This is a genomic window from Pseudofrankia coriaricola, from assembly GCF_032027725.1.
In the GTDB taxonomy this organism is placed as follows: domain Bacteria; phylum Actinomycetota; class Actinomycetes; order Frankiales; family Frankiaceae; genus Pseudofrankia.
The window spans coordinates 1-17,437 of sequence record NZ_JASNFO010000145.1 but is presented as its reverse complement, the minus strand read 5'-3'; the positions used below and the strand labels follow the sequence as shown (position 1 = coordinate 17,437).

Below are 17,437 nucleotides of genomic sequence, written 5' to 3'. Positions count from 1 at the left end.
CGAGAGGAGCAAGCCGCAGTGCTGTTATAACTGCGACTCGCTGGCATCGTGGGTGTTTCCTTCCGGTTCTGTGTTCATGTCGGTGTTCGTGGTGGCCTGCTGGTTGGCCAGCCAGGGCCGGCGGGTGTGTCCCCCGTTGGGCATCAGGTGCAGGGCGCGGAGCCGTTCGACCTCGGCGGGGTCGGCGTGCAGGACCCATCTGCGGGGGGCGTCGGGGTGGCGGTGGGCGTCCACCCAGCCGCGGCCGATCCAGGTGTAGAGGGTGACCTGGGGCATGTCGAGTTCGCGGGCGAGGTCGGCCAGCCACCACTTGTGCTCGCCCAGCGGCGGGCTGGTGTGGCGCTGGGTGGCTGGTTCGGTCAGGCCGAGGGTGCCCATCAGGTCGCGGACTGCCTGCGGTCCGAAGCAGGCCCGCCTCTTGGGCGGGCGGAAGCCCTCCCGGTTCAGGCAGTCGGCGATCTGGGTGGCGTTCTGCCCGGCGGCCGCGAGCTCGCGGACCCGCGCGGCCAGCTGCGGGTAGTAGCTGAGCTGGGTCAGGCGGGCCACCGGCCGCACCACCTCGCCGTCGCTGCGGTGGCCCCCGGCCCAGGTCACCTGCACCTTCACCTTCTCGCTGGTATCGAGGACCTCCACGCGGACCTGCTCGACGAGCAGGCGCAGCAGCTGTTTGCGGTCGGCGTCGGCGGTGGTGGGCGCGTGCCACAGCGCGGGGATGTCGGCGGCCAGGGCGCGGATGTGCTCGCGTTCGGCTGCGGTGAGGGTGCGCGGGCGGGCCGCGGCGAAGCGGTCGTACTCCTCACCCAGGCGTTGGCGCTCGGCCAGCGCAGCCTCCCAGTCCCTCTCCAGCTGGCGCACGACCAGCCGGTTCTCCGGCTCGGCCAGCTGGTACTGGCGGCGGGCCCGGTCGGCGACGTAGTCAGCCCGCTCCAGGCGCTGCCGCCAGATCCGGTCCACCTGCGCCCGCTGCGCCTCGACCTGCTCGGCCGCCGCCAGGGAGACCTCGAGTGCGGCCGGGGCCACGGCTGCCAGCAGCAGCGCGGTGACGTAGGCGTCCACGCAGCCGCCGGCCAGCTGCTGGCACCGCTCGGCACCATATTCGATCTTGTCGCGGGAGCAGACGTAGACCGGCTGCTGCCTGCTGCCCGGCCCCCGCCGGTAGTGCGCCGCCATCTTCCTGCCGCAGCGGGCGCAGACCACCAGCCCGCTCAGCAGGGCCGGGCCGTTACGCGCCGCGCCCATGCTGCGCGCCCAGGACCGGTTGGCGTCCAATCGCTGCATGTTCCGCTCGTACTGCTCGACGCTGATGTAGGACGGCAGCACCCCGGGCAGGTAGGCCACCCAGTCCTCGCGGGGCTGGCGTACCCGCCCGGTGTCCGGCCGCCCGGCCTGCCGCCGCCGGGGGTCCAGGCCGGTGCGGCCGTAGGCATAGATACCAGCGTAGGCCGGGTGGTGGAGCATGTTCTGGATCCCGGCCCGGCTGGGCCGGCGCCAGGTCAGCTCCCCGCGCCGGGGCCCGTGGTGCAGACGCCCCCCGACCTGGATGTGGTTGTCGGCCAGGTAGGCCAGCACCGCGTTCACCGTGCCGAGCCGCTCGAACAGCTCGAACACCAGGCGCACCACGGCCTGGACCTGCTCGTCGGGGTCGAGCACCACCTCCCCCGAGAGGCGGCGCACATACCCGGCCGGCAGCTCCAGCGCCAGTTCCCCGCGCCGGGCCTTGTTCACCCGCCCGGACGACATCCGCTGCCGGATCAGGTAGAGCTCGGCCTGGCTGATCGTCCCCTTCAGCCCCAGCAGCAGTCGGTCGTTGTGGTCGTTGGGGTCGTAGACCCCGTCCGTATCAGCCAGCAGCGTCCCCGACAGAGCGCACAGCTCGAGCAGCTGGTGCCACTCCCGGCCGCCGCGGGCCAGCCGGGACATCTCCGCGCCCACCACGATGCCGACGTGGCCCAACCCGACCTCGGCGACCAGCCGGGCGAACCCCGGCCGGTCGGCCACCCCCGACGCCGAGCACCCCAAATCGTCGTCGATGACCAGTACCCGCGACCGGTCCCACCCCAGCGCCACCGCCCGCTCGGCCAGCCCGTACTGCACCCGGGTCGACTCGGTGTTGCGCTCGACCTGCGCGAGGGTGGACTGGCGGACATACACCGCCGCGAGAAGATCACAGTGCCGCGGCTGCACCTTGCCGTGCACCCGCTCCCACGGCAGGGCCGCCGTGCTCACCCCGCTCACCCCCGCTCCCGCCGCTCGTCGGTGCCGACCCTGCCACCGCCCGCTCGACCAGCAGGCCCAGCAGGCGCCGCACGGCCAGCCGGTTCACCTCCGGGAACGCCCCCCACGGTGGGACGACAACCGCCGGGCCCGCCACCCCGGGGGGACAGCTGTGTTTCCTGACATCGCAACAAACCTCCCGGTTCTTCGTCATTTTCTTCGTCGATCTGCGCATCCCGCAGCCGTCGGACGGCCGCTACCAGCGCCAACAGAGCGTCTACCCCGATCACGGGAGCGCTCATTCCCTCCACTCCCGAAGAATTTATGCGTGCAGTGCGGCTTGCTCTTCGAGGACCGCATCCGCGGCGCCAAGGACACCGACCTGAGGAACCTGCCCCTGCTTATCTTTAGCCAGCGAAATAATCATGCTTCTGTGCTGGGGCGATGCGTCGAGGACGGTGTCCTCGACGTGGCTGAGCTATCTCGACTCAGCATGGTCCGATGAGTCTGCCGGGTTTTTTCTTCGGCGTGGCGTGGGCGTTTGGGCGGCCGAGGATCTCGGCTGTGCGGTTGTCACCGAGGGCACGCGCGAGCGCATCGCGCAGCTGCTGGTTGTCGTGTTCAAGCCGTCGGATGCGGCCGGTGGCGGCCTCCAGGCGACGTAGCAGCGAGGCCTCGGAGGCGCGCTGCCGGTCGGCGGGAACGACGTCGGCCGACGACGGGCGGTGACGTGCGCGGAGCCGCTCGATCTCGGCCCGCAGGTCGGGCTGGGTATAGAGCCAGGACCGGGAGACGCCGGCGTGGCGGGCGACGGCGTCGAAGTTGACAGGTGCGCCGGTGGCGTCCATGTGGCGCAGCGCGGTGACGGCGTCGTGGCGGGTCTGTTCGGATCGTCTGGCTGCCGCGGCGAGAATGTGGTGAGTGTTGTCAGCTGGCATCAGTAGCTCGTTCGCCGGTGTCGATCTCGCCGATCATGCGGTCGAGGTTGACCAGGACCTGGCTGTTCATCTCCGCGACGCGGGTCCGCCCTGCGGAGCGTGCGCTGTCGACGAGGGTTAGGGTTCGGCCGCGGTGTTCGCGCAGTTCGGGGAGGAATTCCGGTCCGGTCAGGAATACCGGGCAGGTCAGGCAGGCGTTGGCGTGCGGGCAGCTTTTTTGCACGGGTAGTCCGCAGTAGCCGTGCGGAAGGGTTTGGGTCGCCATCCCGTAGCGGGTTTTGGCCCACTGTGCCTGGGCGAGCGGCCCGTCAGGGTCGATGTCCACCCGTTCGCCCTTGACGTTGATTTTGGTGGCTTGTTCCCAGCGGCGGCGCACAGTTTGGTCGGTGATTCTGGCGTAGTGGGCGGTCATCTGCGTGGATTCGTGGTCGAGTAGCACGCGGATGACTTCCTGGGGGACGTCCCGGTTGATCAGACGGCTGGCGAAAGTGTGCCGCCACTGGTGCGGGGTCAGTTGGGCGGGCTGGCCGTGGGCGTCGCGGATGTCGCAGGCCGACAGCCAGCGGTTGAGCATCGAGCGGTAGCTGTAGTAGGTCATGCTCCGTGTCCCGCCGGCGTTGCCGTTGTGTCCGGGGAACAGGTGCGGATGGGTCTGGGGCCAGCGTGCGGCGACCCGGTCCTGCTGGGAGCGGATCTCGGCTTCCAGGTCGTCGTCGATCGGAACGGCGGCTTCCCGGCGCATCTTGTGGTTGAGGTAACGCAGGTAGGGCGCGCCTTGGCCGTCGTGGAGCAGGCAGTCGAAGGACAGGGTGCAGGCGTCGGAGGCCCGCAGGCCGCAGCGGATCAGGACCAGGGTGATCAGCCGGCCGTCGGGGTGGGGCCAGCGGTCGAGGTTCACCGGTGCTTCGACCTGGGCCATCACGTGTTCGGTGAGACGACGTGAGAGCTGCGGTGGCCGGCGGGGCGTGTCGCCGGGGAAGAACACCGCGCTGGTCGGCAGCGTGTCGTCCCAGCCGTGCTGGCGGATCGCCTGGAAGAACAGGTGCAGGCCGGTGACGGCGTCCTCGGTGACGCCGCGTCCGCCGGGCTGGGTGGCAAGCCAGGCCAGGTAGCGTTCCAGCAGCGGGCGGTCGACGGCTGCCAGGGTCTTGCCGGTGGGGGCGGCCTGTTCCAGGAACACGGCGAACCGGGTCAGCGCCGCGACGTCGTTGAGTACGGTGCCCACGGCCAGCCCGCTGGTCAGCCGGAGCCGAATCCATCGTTTCGCTAATGCCCGCAGCCACGGCTGGGTGATGCGGTCGAACCGTAGCCGGTTGCGGGCGTCGGGTGCTTTGCCGGTGTTCGTCGTCAACCCGGTCAGTGTGTGCAGCCGCCAGACGTCGCGGGGATATTCGAGTTCCCACCCGGTTCCGTCGCGCAGCGTTTCCACGACCTCGTGGGCGTGCAGGAGGAATCCTTGGTACCAGCCGCCTGACTTTCCGGCGGACAGCTGCCGCCACTGCTGGTCGGAATGCTCGAGCAGGGAGGACACCCCGGTGTTCGCCGCCAGCCGCAACGCCCAGGTGACGACCGGAGGCGGAGCGGTGGCCTTCTGGGCGTCGTGGCGGCATTGCACCGCGTACTGGAATTCCAGTTTCAGCTGCGGCCCGAGGACCCGAAAGTCGATGCGGGCCTTCCCGCGGAGCTGGCAGTGCGCGATGTACTCGTCGACGTCGGGACGGCCCAGCTGCTGCCACCGGGTTTCGTGCGACTTGCAGAACAGGCGCCGGTCGTTCTCAGTCCACACCGTGCAGAACGGCAACCGGCACTCGACGTGGTCCACGTTTTGCACGACCGGGAGACCGCCAGCCCAGGCCACTGGATCGGGGTCGCCGCTGCGGGTCCAGGCGGCGCGGTGGCGGGTGCACAGCCCGAAGCCGCTGCTGCCCCACCGGCAGCCGAGCACGGTGCAGGTCGTCAGCTCGGTCCTGCCGCGGAGCGCCTGCCCCGGGTCGGCGAGGAAGCCCGCCAGGTCCGGGCGGCCCTGGGTGCGCCAGCGGTGGCTGTGCCCGCCGCACAGCCCGTACTCCCAGCCCGACCGGTCGCAGCCCGGCACCACGCACGGCGGCCGGCCGAGCACCGGGTCGTCGGCGGCGGGCACGTAGACGTCGACGCGGAACTGTGGGCGGACCGCGGCCAGCAGCTTCTCCAAGAGCCCGCTCCGACCGGGCGCCGGCGCCCCGGCCGGTGCGGTCACAGCCGTACCTCCCGGCCGGTGAACCAGCCCGCGGCTTCGAGTGTCGCGCGGGCGTCCTCGACTGTGAGATGTAATGGCACAGTCGGTTATTGGAACCGTCCGAATGCCCTCCCGAGGCGCCCGATTTCGCCCAGGATGACCCGCCCTTTTCCTCGATGCGCTTTGAAAGGTGCCCACCAGCTATCGCGGCCGTCTGACGGGTGGATCACGCATCAGAAAGAAGATCGCGAGAGAACACCCTGGTCAGGCGGCGTCCCCGGCCGGCCGTCCCGCACCATTCCGCACGCCGGCTGACCTGCCCACCTGCGGGTTCTCGCCCGCCTGGCGCAATTCCCGAGGGTTACCGTAGGTGTCGACTGTGGTCGTGATCGAGGCGTGGCCGAGCAGCTCCTTCACGCTCTCCATCCCGGCGCCCCGACGCAGCAGCCAGGTCGCGTAGGTATGACGGAAAAGGTGCGGGCCGAACACGACACCGGTGTCTCGGCGCAGCCGCCCCACCAGGTCATAGACCGCCGGGTAGCGCAGCGGCCGGCCCCGCGGCCGGCCCCAGAGGTTGACGAACACGTAGTCCGAGTCCAACGCCCCGTACTCACGGTTGAGGTAGTCGGCATACAGCCGCATCAGATCGCCACTGGCGGGGATCACTCGGGACCGGGCCGCCTTGGCCCGTGCCCGGTTGTCGTTGTCGCGCGGCACGACCGTGACCTGCCGTTCGGAGATCTCCAAATCCTCGTGCCGCAGCCCGAGCGCCTCCCCGATCCGCATCCCGGTGTCGAGCAGCAGAGCGAACAACAGCCGGTCCCGCAGCCGGCCGCACGCGTCCAGGATCAGCTGGGCCTGCGCCGCCGTCAGCACCTGCGGCCGAGCCGCCACCGCGGGAAGGGCGACGACACGCCGCCGCTGCGGCTTCCCCTTGCTGACGTGGTGCAGAAACGGCTTGAACGACGTCGCCGACGCAGCCCGCCGGCCGGCGGGCTGCGTCGTGACCAGCAGTCCCGCCAACACGACCCCGTGGCGGGCGTGGAACTCGCAGAACGACGTCAAGGCCGCCAGCTTGCGGTTCACGCTCGACGCGCCGCATCGATGCGCCACGGTCGGCAGCACTGCCACCCGCCCGTCACGCGCCGCCGGCGGTAGCCGCAGCCACCCGACGAACCCGGCGACGTCCTCCACGGTCGCCGCCCGCCAGTCCACCCCCCGCCGGTCCAGGAAGGTGAACCAGTCCTTCAGGTCGTGCGCATAGGCCTTGACGGTGTTCGGGGACCGCTCGACCGCCGCCAGGTACGCCAGGAACCGCTCGACCGGTTCCACCTGTTCCCCGTCGTCGCCGAGCAAAGTCCACGACTCTGCCTCCGAGACCGACATGAGGACACGTTGGACGCGCATCGCACCTCCCGCTTGCGTGTTGGACAGCGGAAGGTAATCGCATCCACGACGTGATCGTTCACAGCGTCAGGCCACGTCACGGACGTCGTGGACCCCGGCCAATCGACTCTAGATAACGCTGCACGACTTCGCCGCCAACCAGATCTGGTGCGCGATCGTCGCGCTCGCCTGCACACTGATCGCCTGGGCGCAGATGCTCGCCCTCGCCGAGGGCGACGCGCGGCGATGGGAACCGAAACGGCTGCGCCACCGGCTGTTCTGGCTCGCCGGCCGGCTCGCCCGCCACGCGCGGCGCACCGTGCTACACCTGCCCACGCACCACCCCTGGGCACCACTGGCCATCGCCGCGATCAACCGGCTACGCGCCCTGCCCACCCCCGGATAGCCGGGGCCACCGACCTCCCCGACCCACCGACCCGAAGGACCCCACCCGGACGTGGACCGGGCGCCCACCCCGCGCGACAACGGGGCACCCGGCCACGACCCGAACCAGCCGAGGCCCACAACTCAACATCAACAACGTCGGGAAGGCACCCCGCGCTCATCCACCACCGAGACGTGAAAGATCGAGGCTAACGGCGGCTTCAGACAGAGCGCCCTTGGCCTTGAGCGAGGCAGCGGGCGCATCCGCGCGCGGCAGTAGGTCTTGCACATCGCTATCAGTGAGTTCCGTTAGCACGCCCGTCCCGCAGGCCCGGCCTCGACGCAAGAGGAGGCATGGCCTGCAATCTCGACCTGGACTAACTGATCTCTGTCGATTGCCACCCCCTCCAGTCGCCCTCTGCGTCGGTCGACCGGGTACCGAATGGCCGCCCATTTCAGAGTGTTTACAGAGGCCGTCCCGCTCGGCAAGCTCGTGCCCGCGCTGCTCGCGGGCTGCTCGATCGTGCTCAAGCCGTCCCCGGAGACCCCGCTGGACGCCTACTGGCTCGCGGGCCTGCTGGAACAGGCCGAGATCCCGCTGGGTGTGGTCAGCATCCTGCCCGCCGGCCGCGAGGCCGGCGAGTACCTCGGCGCCCACCCAGGCATCGACAAGGTCTCGTTCACCGGGTCCACCGCCGCCGGCCGCAAGGTCGCCGCCTCCTGCGGGGCGAACCTCAAGCGGGTCAGCCTGGAGCTCGGCGGCAAGTCCGCGGCGGTCGTGCTCGACGACGCCGACCCGGCCGCGGTGGCGGCGGGCATCGAGGTCGCCGGCCTGATGAACAGCGGCCAGGCCTGCGTCGCCCAGACCCGGGTGCTGGTCCCCCGCTCCCGCTACGCCGAATACGTCGACGCGCTGGCCGCCATGGTCGAGACGCTGCCCACCGGCGACCCCACCGACCCCAACACCGTGGTCGGCCCGCTGGTCGCCCAGCGCCAGTAGGACCGGGTCCGCGGCTACATCGAGATCGGCCAGAAGGAAGGCGCCCGCCTCGTCACCGGCGGCACCGACCTGCCCCAGGGCGTCGACCGTGGCTGGTACGTCCGCCCGACGCTGTTCGCCGACGTCGACAACACGATGCGCATCGCCCAGGAAGAGATCTTCGGCCGGTCCTGTCCGTCATCCCCTACACCGACCAGAACGACGCCATCCGCATCGCGAACGAGTCCGACTATGGCCTGTCCGGCTCCGTGTGTACCACCGACGTCGACCGCGGCCTGGCCGTCGCCCGCGGCGTACGCAGCGGCACCTTCGGCGTCAACGAGGCCTACAGCATGGACCCCGCCGCGCCCTTCGGCGGCGTCACGGCCAGCGGCATCGGCCGCGAACTCGGCAAGGAAGGCATCGAAGGTTTCCTCGACACCAAATCGATCTCCGTCGCCCCACCCGGTAGCTGGGACAGGCACCAGACCGCGACCGGACGACATCACGCTGTCCTGCCACGATCATTGTCGGCACCAGACAAGATTGTCATGCCGGGCGGGGGAGCCCGGAGTGGTATCCCGACAGAGCTCACCCCGACCGTCGGGGCGGGTCAATGACCTCTGCCGCAGGCGGTCCGGACAGACCGCCACGATCTCGGTCGTCGTCCAGCGCTGCACAGCCGGCGGCCAGAGCAGCGACAGGCGACGCGGCGATCAACCCTTCGTTCTCGGCGTGGGTCTACTGTTCGCCGCGTCCCCCGCGCTGCCCGCTTCGATGAACGGATAGATGCGGGTGAAATCGACGTTCGGTTCGGTGGCGGCAAAGCGCTGCCACAGATCGGAGGTCACCCGCCCGACGGCGTCTGGAGTAGCGGCGTTGTGGACCTCGGCCAAGTAGAGGCGGACATCCTTGGCCATGAGGGTGTTGGCGAAGCCGGAGCCGTAGCGGCCAGTGAGGACCTCACTTGGGAACTTGTCGTCCGTGGCGCCGTTGCGGCCGCTGGAGGTGTTGAGGACCTCGATCATGGTCTTCATGTCGAGACCTGCTCGGACGCCGAACGTGACGGCCTCGCTGGTTGCCGCCAGCGCCGTGGCGGCGAGGAAGTTGTTCGCCAGCTTGAGCGCTTGGCCCAGCCCCGGCCGGTCACCGACCCGGCGGATCTTGTCTGACAGTCCGGCCAGGACCGGTCGTACGGCGGCCACCGCCATGTCCGAGCCGGCGTACATGACAGCGAGCCGCCGGGCCTTCGCGCCAGCAACACCACCAGAGACTGGCGCGTCGACATAGTCGATGCCTGCCGCGGCAAGCAACTCGGCGATGCGGCCCGCAGCGGTGACACCGATCGTCGAAGTGTCAATCACGTGGCGGAGACGGCGATCGACGACACTGGCAAGCCCGGCGGCGACCTCCTCACAGACGGCGCCATCAGGCAGGCTGAGCACGACGACGTCGGCCTCGCGGGCCACGTCGGCGACATCGACGGCGATGCGAGAGCCCTGCGGCGCTCGATCTGGGCCGGCCACGTCGAAAGAGACGACGTCGAAGCCGTATGCGACGAGATTGCCCGCGAGCGCGCCGCCCATGTTGCCGAGCCCGATGAAGCCAACGACGGGGGTGGCCACTTGTCAGACCGCCCTGGTGGGCGTCGACTGGCGGTTTGGCCCGGCGGGGGCCTCGGCGGCACGTGCCGCGCGCACCCCGCGAAGGACGCGGCGGGCGGAGATTGCCGCGGGGGCGCCGCAGTAGGCCGCGACCTGGAAGAGCAACTCGTCGAGTTCGGCGTCGGACACCCCGGTGCGTGCCTGGGCACTGGCATGCAGCCGGAACTCCTCCAGCCGGCCCAGCGCCGCGGTCATCGCCAGCACCAGCAGGCTGCGGTCCCTGGTAGACAGCTCGCCGCCCCGGGTCCACACGCCCCAGGCCTGGCGGGTGATGTGATCCTGGAACTCCTGCGCGATCGGCTCGGTCTCACCGATCTGTCGATCAACGTAGTCGTCGCCCAACGTGGCCCGGCGCAACGCATACGCGGCCTCAAGCGCATAGTCCACAGTCGTACTCCCTATTTCGAGAAGACAGCGACATCGACGTCGGAATGCTCGGCGGCCGGAACATCACCAACCAATGACGTCGCAGGAACCACTAACTGACCTCGCGGTCGGCTCAGCGTCGGCGCGGGCGGGATGACCTCGTACCAGACCCGCGCCGACGACTCACTCCGGCTGGACCGCTATGGAGGCGAGAGTGGGGCAGCGGTCGCGGAGGAACTCGTGGGGGTAGCCGAGGCGGATCGCGGTGGCCGCGTCGAGGGCGGCGAGCTGCGCCGGGGACAGAGCAAGGCGCGCGGCGCCGAGGCCGTCGCGCAGCTGCCGCGCGCTGCTCGCGCCGAGGACCGGGAGGAGGCCGTGGGCTCTGACCCACGCGATCGCCACCCGCGCCGGCGTCGTGTCCAGCTCGGCGGCCACCTTGCCCAGCGCCTCGGCGGCCCGTGCCTGCGCGGCCGGCACCGCGTCGCCGTCCGGCGCCCGCCTGGCGAGGCGGCCGCGGGCGAGCGGGCTCCAGGCCGCCACCGCCAGGCCGAGCGCGTCGGCCATCGGCAGCAGGTCCCGGTCGGCCGTCCGCGCGAGCAGTGAGTACTCCACCTGCACCGCGGCGAGTGGCGTCCAGCCGCGCAGCGACGCGACCGTCGCCGCCCGCGACACCACCCAGGCGGGCATGTTGCTCACCCCGATGGCGAGCACCTTGCCCGCGCGGACCAGGTCGTCGAGCGCGCGCAGCGTCTCCTCGACCGGGGTGTTGCGGTCCCAGGCGTGCGTCCAGAGCAGGTCGAGGTGGTCGGTGCCGAGGCGGCGCAGCGTGGTCTCGACCGTGCGCCGCAGGGCCTTGCGGCCAGAGCCGCCCGAGTTCGGGTCGGCGGGGTCGGTCGGCAGCGTGAACTTCGAGGCGACGACGACCTCGTCGCGTTCGCCCGCGACGAGCCGGCCGACGATCTGTTCGCTCTCGCCGGCGGCGTAGTTGTTCGCCGTGTCCACGAAGTTCCCGCCGGCCTCTCGGAAGGCGGCGTAGATCTCGCGGCAGACGCGCTCCTGCGATCCCCAGCCGGCCCGGGTGCCGAATGTCATGGTGCCGAGGGCCAGCTCGCTGACCCGGATGCCGGAGCGGCCGAGCACCCGTTGGCGCAGCGTCGTGGCGTCCCCGTGCACCCAGGCAGGCGGCGGCACCGCCGCGGCTGACGGCACCCCCTTCGCCGGGGCCGCCGGATCCGAGTGAGCCCGAGCCCCAGCCCTGGCCGTGGTTTCGGAACCGGCCTCGGCGCTGGAGCCGTTCGGCGTCGCGCTAGGCGTCGTCATCGGCCACCCAGTTGACGAACCGGTGCAGCGGGTACATGCCGTCGTGCGGGTTACCCATGGTACCGGTCATGGCGCTGCCGAGCCTGACGACCCGCTGCACGCCCGCCGTGGCGAGCAGGTCGCGAATCTCGGCCTTGCGTTCCGGAGGGTAGACGCCGACGGTCTGCGTCGCCACGTTCGCGAACTGCGTCGCCTCCCGCAGGGAGGCGACGGGGATGACGTTGACGGTCTTGTTCGTCGGGTGGAAGTCGACCGGCTCGGGGGAGCGGACGACGAGGCCGGAGCCGTCGTACTCGCCCCAGATCCGGTAGTCGGGTTCGAGGAAGCGCATGCCCTCGACGGCCTCGCGGATGTCGCTCGGGGTGGAGGGTCCGACGGCGCTGGCGAACTCGCGGTCGACGTTCAGCCGTTCGCGCAGCAGCGCGCAGAACCGGTCGAGGCGCGCCAGCTGCTCGTCGTCGTCGAGGTCGCACTCGACGGCGATGTGCCGGGCGGCGAGGCAGGCGTCCTGGTTGAAGACTGTCGAGTCGGTCGCGGCGAGTTCGGCGACCTCGCGCATGGTCGCCTCGTCGGCGAGCGCCTCCCGCCCGATGATCGCCATGGAGACCTTCGGGTCGAAGGCGACCAGGTGGAAGCCCGGCCCGGTGTACTTGATGACGTTGTTGATCGCGGCGCCGCCACCCCAGCCGATGATTTTGTCGAAGTACTGGGCCCGGTAGAGGACGTTCTCCACCTTGGCGTCGCCGCCGCGCCAGTACACCGCCGACATGGAGCGCAGCACCGGGTGCTGCGGGTCGAGGTCGGCCATCGTGCGCAGCACGGCGACGGTGGTGAACGGGTCGGCCGACGGCAGCTTGAACACGTTGATGGCCTTGACCAGTGCCGCGTCGGCGATGGAGGTCATGGCGCCGGACGGGGAGTTGCCGGCGAGCATGTGCACGAGCCGCGGTGGGAAGGCGCGGACCCGGGTCGTGCGGCCGTGCGGGTCGGTGTGCTCGACCCAGCCGTCGAGGACCCGGGGGTCGCGGAACGTCTTCTCCAGACGGAACTGGATGGCCTGGCGGGTGAGGAACTGGCCGGGCCGGCGGAAGGTGTTCTCGATCATCCGCCGGGGCATCTGGCTGACCTGCGCGGTGAGTTCGAGGGACTCCTGCAGGTAGGGGTTGCGCCCGAGCTCCAGGTGCTGGGCGACCTCGACCAGGTAGTCGATGATGTCGGTCAGCGAGACGTCGAAGGCGGGGCCCTGCTCGGTGCGTGGGGTGATCAGTTCGTTGAAGTTGATCCGCGACGTGACGAACGGGACGTCGAAGTCGCGCGAGGCGTACTCGACGTCCTCGCCCCAGACGACCCTGCCGCGGATGACGTGCGGGACCTTCAGTTTCTTCGGCCTGGCCGGCCCGGACGGCGCGAGGCCGGGCGAGGGAGACACCGTGGCGGCGGTGGGTTCGGTGATGGTCATGTGCCGCTCCCTCAGTTGTCGATGAAGCCGCGGACGTAGGCGTCCATAGTGCCGGCACAGGTGATCTTGTCGCCGTCCGGAAGGTCCTTGTACCGGGTGATGTCCTCGAAGACGGTGGGTCCTTCCTTGCCGCACGGGCAGCCGCCCAGGTCGGCGGTGATCTTGTCGCCGCTGATGGTGCCGCCCCAGCGGCCGTCGACCGAAAAGTCGAAGAACGCGGCCCGGCCCTCGACCTGGCCGTCGGAGGTCGGCGCGAGCGCCTCGCCGTTCTTGTCGAGCACGAGCAGGACCAGACCCGGCGGCACGTGATAGCGCCCCTGGCGGCATTTCACGCTGCGCAGGTTGACCTCCTGCATCGCGTAGTAGTGCAGGAAGCGGCCCGGCTGGATGTTGAGCAGTTCGAAGATCCGTTCGCGGTAGTCCGGCGGCAGGGTCATGCCCTTCAGGCCGCCGGCGACCTGAAGGCCGTTGGCACCGGTGATGTCGCCGGGCTCGACACCCTTCTCCCGCAGGATCTCGTTGAGCCGGTAGAGCATCGGGAACATCGAGTTGAAGAAGATGTTCGCGTCCTTGTGGGCGATGACCTGCTCGGCCAGGTACCGCAGCCGCTCCTCGACGTCGGCCTGCCTGGCCGCGCCCTCGGTCTCGAAGGCGGCGACCTCCTGCGGAGAGGCGGCGCCGTCCGCGATCGCCCGGCGCATCGCGCCGAGACGCGCCATGTACTTGTGGTGGTCGGTGACCGGCTTCGATTCCGGCAGCGGGAGCGCGTCGTCGCGGCGGTAGTTGTTCAGGAAGACGTCGCGGATGTACATCGCGGAGCTGATGCCCGTGTCCGGGCCGACCGGGACGACGTGCCAGACCTTCGCCGGCGGCATGCCGAGCCAGGCCAGGCTGTCGAGCAGGTTCTGGCCGGAGGCCTCCCGGTCGGTGACGGTCTTGTTGAGGAACGACGCCTTGCCGGACGTGCCCGACGAGCTGGAGACGAGGTGGCCGTGCTCCTCGAGCCGGGCGATCCAGCCGTCGAGGTCCTCGACGCCCGTCACGTCGACGTCGACCCGGTAGGTCGAGACCGAGTCGAGCCACCGGCGCAACTGCTTCCACCGCCCCTTCGAGACGATCGACTCCGGGTAGCTCTTGTAGGTCGTGTGCGGGAACAGCAGCCCGACCATGTCCTCGACCGAGCGGATCTGTTCGATGCCCTCGGCCTTCGCGCGCTGCGCGAGCACCGGCACCTGTGCCCGGCGCTCCTGGAACCGGGCGTCGAGCGCCGCCACGGTCGCCGGTGCCAGGCCGGCCTGCTGGCTGGTAGTCACGGACATGACGCCCCTCTTCTGCGATGGGTGCTGGGAGGTCTGTGGAGGTCGGCGCCCGGGGTGACGGGGCCGCCTCCTCGCCTCGCGCGACGGGCACGCAGCCGTCGACGCTTTTACTACACCGGTCAGTCTAGTTTTAACCAGACTTCCGCGTCTAGTTGTTGCGTCCCTCTGCCAGACTGATGGTCATGACGTCGCCCGCTGAGACGAGGCCGCACCGCGGTGGCCGGCCCACCCGGGAGCAGGCGGCCCGCCTCGACCTGGACGTGCGCGAGCACGCGCTGCGGCTGTTCCTCGACCACGGTTACGAGGGCACGTCGATGGAGGCGATCACCCAGGCCGCGGGCACGACCAAGGCCTAGCTGGCATGAGGGGCAGCAGCGCGTTCTCCAGGGCGAGCAGTCCACGGCGCATCGTGTGGACCCCGTCGTGGGGTCTGCGCCGTGTTTCGCCTTCTGGAGCTCCCTCATGGTTGCGGGTTCCTGCTTGTCGAACCATCAGCTGCGGTCTGCGACGGCTGCGCCGGGCGGTGTGCTGGCGCGGGTGTATCCGCCGGAGCTGGTGGATCGGGTGCTGGAAGAGACGGACACGGTGGAGGTCCGGCGTCGGTTGTTGCCGTCGCGGCTGGTGGTGTACTTCGTGCTGGCGTTGTGGCTGTTCCGGGGCGGAACCGTGGCTATGTGCAGGTGCTGGTGCGCCTGGTCGACGGGCTGCACTTCCAGTCGCGGGCGGCGGCGCTGGTGGAGGGCCGGCCGGCGGACCGGTCGTGGTCGCTGCCGGCGGGTCCGTCGCTGGGCGAGGCGCGGGCGCGGGTCGGGGCCGATCCGGTGCGGATGCTGTTCGAGCACGCGGCGGGGCCGGTCGGGGTGGACGGGCAGGCGGGGGTGTTCCTGCACGGGCACCGCCTTGTCCAGATCGACGGGTCGACCTCGAATGTGCCGGACACGGAGGCCAACCGGGCCTTCTTCGGCGGGCCGTCGAACGCCGCGGGGCCGTCGCCGTTCCCGAAGGTCCGCTGGGTCATCGCCGCCGAGGCCGGCACCCAGGCGCTGCTCGGGGCGTCGTTCGGCCCGTGGACGACCGGCGAGCAGCCACTGGCCCGGGACCTGCTGTGCCACTTGGCCCCGGGGATGATCACGCTCGCGGACCGCGACTTCCTGTCCCACCGGCTCGCGTCCGACCTCGCCGCGACCGGGGCGCACTTCCTGTGGCGGGCGAAGGCGAGTTTCGCGCTCACCCCGGTCCAGGTCCTCGACGACGGCACCCACCTCGCCGAGCTGAAACCGGCCCGCGCCGCGGACGGGCCGCCGCTGACCGTGCGGGTCATCGAGTACACCGTGCACTCCACGACCGCCGACGGCGAGACCACCTCGGAGCTGTTCTGCCTGGTCACCGACCTGGTCGACCCCGAACAGTGGCCGATGCTCGACCTGGCGTGCGCCTACCCCGCCCGCTGGCCGGTCGAGATCGGCTACGCACAGTGCATCTGAAAATGGCGGCGCTGGGGCGAGCGGGCCGATAATCAGTGTGGATGCGTTGCTGCGGCTGGCGGCTTTGGTCGGTCGGATGGTGGATCGTGGAGGATGGTGGGGCGCGGCTGGCCCTGACCCTGGCTGCGGGAGGAGTCGGTCGATGTCGATGCAGCCGCGTCCGTGGCCGCGGGTTCCTGAGCAGACCGCGGCGGTGGCCTGTGCGGCCAGGGTGCCGTCAAAGTCCCTTTTCGCTGATCAGGCCGATGATCTGGAGGACGCGTTCGGGCTGGCGGGCGGTGGCTCGCAGGGCTTTGGCGATGCTTCTGTGTCCGGTGAGGCGTAGCGCGCTGATGGCGGTGTCGCGGGCGATCGCCCAGGCCAGGGGCGCGTTGCCGGTGCGGACGGTGTGGCGGTCCTCGTCGAGGACGCGGTCGCGGACGTGGTGGACCGCTTCGACCGTCCAGTGCCCGCGTGCCCGTGCCGCGAGGTCCCGTGGGTGGGCCTGTTCGGCGGGCAGGCTGGTGACCAGGTAGAACACCTCCTCGGACAGGGCCGGTTTCGAGGTGACGGTCTTCTTGCGCCGGGTGCGCCGGCGCAGCTCGACGACCTGTTTCGTGCCCCAGAAGCCGACGAGTTTCGGTGTGGTGACGGTCAGTGCCTTCAGCGAGCGGGCCTCGATCCGGCCGTGGGCCTTCTCGACCGTCGTGACCAGGTCCGGTGCCTGCCCCCAGGGCAGCCTGGTGAGGTTGGCGTGGACGGTGGGCTGGTTCAGCTTGATCACTAGAAGCCAGTGGCCGCCCCTGGCCCGGATCTTCCGGGCGAGGCGTTCGTGGGAGTGGAGCGAGTCCGCCGTGACCAGGACGTCGGTCAGGTCGAGCCGGCCGGCCAGCGCCTCGACCGCGGCGATCTCGTCGCCGCCGACGACCCGCTGGTGGCCGGCGGCGACGCCGGTGTCGTGCCAGACCGCCTCGACCACCGCCTCCTGGATCATCGCCCCGGCCTGGGTGAACGACCGGGCGCCCTTGAGCGTCTTGCCGTCGAAGGCCAGCCCCCGCGGCCCCGACGGCGGGTCCGCCACTGCCACGGCCCGGGCGATCCAGCCCGAGAGCGCCGCGTCGAGCCCGGCCGGGTCACAGCCCTCGACCAGGCGCCGGATCGTGCGTTCGGACGGGACCCCGCGGCTGAGCCCGAACCCGGCGAGCAGCTCCGCCGGCAACTCGACCGCCCATTCCCAGACCGCGGTGAAGGTCTGCTGACCAGCCAGAACCCCGGTGAACCACAGCGCCAGCACCGACGCCAGCCCGTAGCGGCGCCCCCGCGCCTTCCGCCGGTCGGGCACCACGCCGAGTGCGCCGAGCAGCCCACCGGCCTGCCCGACCGCTCTGGCCGCCAGCCGGGCCCGCTGACCGGCGGGAACACGGGTAGGCGACACTGAAGGCACGGACGCGGCCCCACTCTCGGACGATCATGGCGTAGGAACCTCGATCATCCCGTGGGCGCCGCGTCCGCCCGTTCTCGGGGCCGGCCCGACGGCAGCGCCCCCGCTCTCCCGCCGCGCGGAGTCGCAGAAGACCAGATAACAGCCCAACCCGACGATCCCGCGGCCGACCAGGCAGAAGCTGATCAGACACACGGCGGCCGTCGCGGGCCGGTACACCCGGCAGCCGTAGCCGCTACAGGCCCACGACGCCAGCCGACACGCCGCCCACGACTTTGTCGCAGCCCTG

The 17,437-nt window shown here is 70.6% G+C and carries 13 protein-coding genes and 3 pseudogenes; 5 read left to right on the top strand and 11 right to left on the bottom strand.

Annotated features, from left to right (window positions below; translation table 11 throughout):
* Positions 1-24: 24 nt before the first annotated feature.
* The 4 genes from QOZ89_RS45155 to QOZ89_RS45140 all read right to left on the bottom strand — a co-directional run bounded on the left by QOZ89_RS45155 (position 25) and on the right by QOZ89_RS45140 (position 6,774).
* Positions 25-2,226 carry a recombinase family protein gene (locus QOZ89_RS45155; RefSeq protein WP_312629926.1) on the bottom strand — a complete coding sequence of 734 codons (2,202 nt, stop codon included), beginning with the start codon at positions 2,224-2,226 and terminating at the stop codon, positions 25-27.
* Between the two features lie 476 nt (positions 2,227-2,702).
* A complete protein-coding gene (locus QOZ89_RS45150) occupies positions 2,703-3,152 on the bottom strand; it encodes a DUF6262 family protein (RefSeq protein ID WP_312630227.1) in 450 nt (149 codons plus the stop codon).
* Positions 3,142-5,343 carry a tyrosine-type recombinase/integrase gene (locus QOZ89_RS45145; protein ID WP_312630226.1) on the bottom strand — a complete coding sequence of 734 codons (2,202 nt, stop codon included), beginning with the start codon at positions 5,341-5,343 and terminating at the stop codon, positions 3,142-3,144. Before QOZ89_RS45145 ends, QOZ89_RS45150 begins: the two co-directional genes overlap by 11 nt.
* A gap of 288 nt (positions 5,344-5,631) precedes the next feature.
* Positions 5,632-6,774, bottom strand: a complete 1,143-nt coding sequence (locus QOZ89_RS45140) for a site-specific integrase (RefSeq protein WP_312630225.1) — start codon at positions 6,772-6,774, stop codon at positions 5,632-5,634.
* Positions 6,775-6,886: 112 nt separating this feature from the next.
* On the opposite strand from QOZ89_RS45140, the pseudogene QOZ89_RS45135 reads away from it, so the two are divergent.
* Positions 6,887-7,159 (top strand): annotated as a pseudogene (locus QOZ89_RS45135) (transposase); the annotation flags it as partial.
* Between the two features lie 459 nt (positions 7,160-7,618).
* Positions 7,619-8,580, top strand: a pseudogene (locus QOZ89_RS45130) (aldehyde dehydrogenase family protein); the annotation flags it as partial.
* A 252-nt stretch (positions 8,581-8,832) separates the two neighbouring features.
* Here the strand turns inward: QOZ89_RS45130 and QOZ89_RS45125 are convergent.
* The 5 genes from QOZ89_RS45125 to QOZ89_RS45105 all read right to left on the bottom strand — a co-directional run bounded on the left by QOZ89_RS45125 (position 8,833) and on the right by QOZ89_RS45105 (position 14,244).
* Positions 8,833-9,741: an NAD(P)-dependent oxidoreductase gene (locus QOZ89_RS45125; RefSeq protein WP_083418413.1), complete on the bottom strand. Its 909-nt coding sequence runs from the start codon at positions 9,739-9,741 to the stop codon at positions 8,833-8,835.
* Between the two features lie 3 nt (positions 9,742-9,744).
* Positions 9,745-10,167, bottom strand: a complete 423-nt coding sequence (locus QOZ89_RS45120) for a carboxymuconolactone decarboxylase family protein (protein ID WP_071048039.1) — start codon at positions 10,165-10,167, stop codon at positions 9,745-9,747.
* A 162-nt stretch (positions 10,168-10,329) separates the two neighbouring features.
* Complete coding sequence (locus QOZ89_RS45115) at positions 10,330-11,466, bottom strand: aldo/keto reductase (protein ID WP_198543179.1); 1,137 nt, start codon at positions 11,464-11,466, stop codon at positions 10,330-10,332.
* Positions 11,453-12,925: an acyl-CoA reductase gene (locus QOZ89_RS45110; RefSeq protein WP_312630224.1), complete on the bottom strand. Its 1,473-nt coding sequence runs from the start codon at positions 12,923-12,925 to the stop codon at positions 11,453-11,455. The genes QOZ89_RS45115 and QOZ89_RS45110 overlap by 14 nt, the downstream gene beginning before the upstream one ends.
* Positions 12,926-12,936: 11 nt before the next feature.
* Positions 12,937-14,244: a hypothetical protein gene (locus QOZ89_RS45105; protein ID WP_071048040.1), complete on the bottom strand. Its 1,308-nt coding sequence runs from the start codon at positions 14,242-14,244 to the stop codon at positions 12,937-12,939.
* A 182-nt stretch (positions 14,245-14,426) separates the two neighbouring features.
* On the opposite strand from QOZ89_RS45105, the gene QOZ89_RS45100 reads away from it, so the two are divergent.
* The 3 genes and pseudogenes from QOZ89_RS45100 to QOZ89_RS45090 all read left to right on the top strand — a co-directional run bounded on the left by QOZ89_RS45100 (position 14,427) and on the right by QOZ89_RS45090 (position 15,728).
* Positions 14,427-14,600 carry a TetR family transcriptional regulator gene (locus QOZ89_RS45100; protein WP_491677126.1) on the top strand — a complete coding sequence of 58 codons (174 nt, stop codon included), beginning with the start codon at positions 14,427-14,429 and terminating at the stop codon, positions 14,598-14,600.
* A 106-nt stretch (positions 14,601-14,706) separates the two neighbouring features.
* Positions 14,707-14,847: pseudogene (locus QOZ89_RS48070) on the top strand (transposase domain-containing protein); the annotation flags it as partial.
* Between the two features lie 41 nt (positions 14,848-14,888).
* Positions 14,889-15,728, top strand: a complete 840-nt coding sequence (locus tag QOZ89_RS45090) for a transposase domain-containing protein (RefSeq protein WP_274536507.1) — start codon at positions 14,889-14,891, stop codon at positions 15,726-15,728.
* Positions 15,729-15,945: 217 nt separating this feature from the next.
* Here QOZ89_RS45090 and QOZ89_RS45085 read toward each other — a convergent pair whose 3' ends face one another.
* Both QOZ89_RS45085 and QOZ89_RS45080 read right to left on the bottom strand, forming a co-directional pair.
* Positions 15,946-17,142 (bottom strand): ISAs1 family transposase, encoded by a 1,197-nt coding sequence (locus QOZ89_RS45085; protein ID WP_312630223.1) that lies wholly within the window; start codon positions 17,140-17,142, stop codon positions 15,946-15,948.
* A gap of 33 nt (positions 17,143-17,175) precedes the next feature.
* Positions 17,176-17,437, bottom strand: a 262-nt coding sequence (locus QOZ89_RS45080; RefSeq protein ID WP_312630222.1) for a hypothetical protein, incomplete at its 5' end; no start/stop codon positions are given.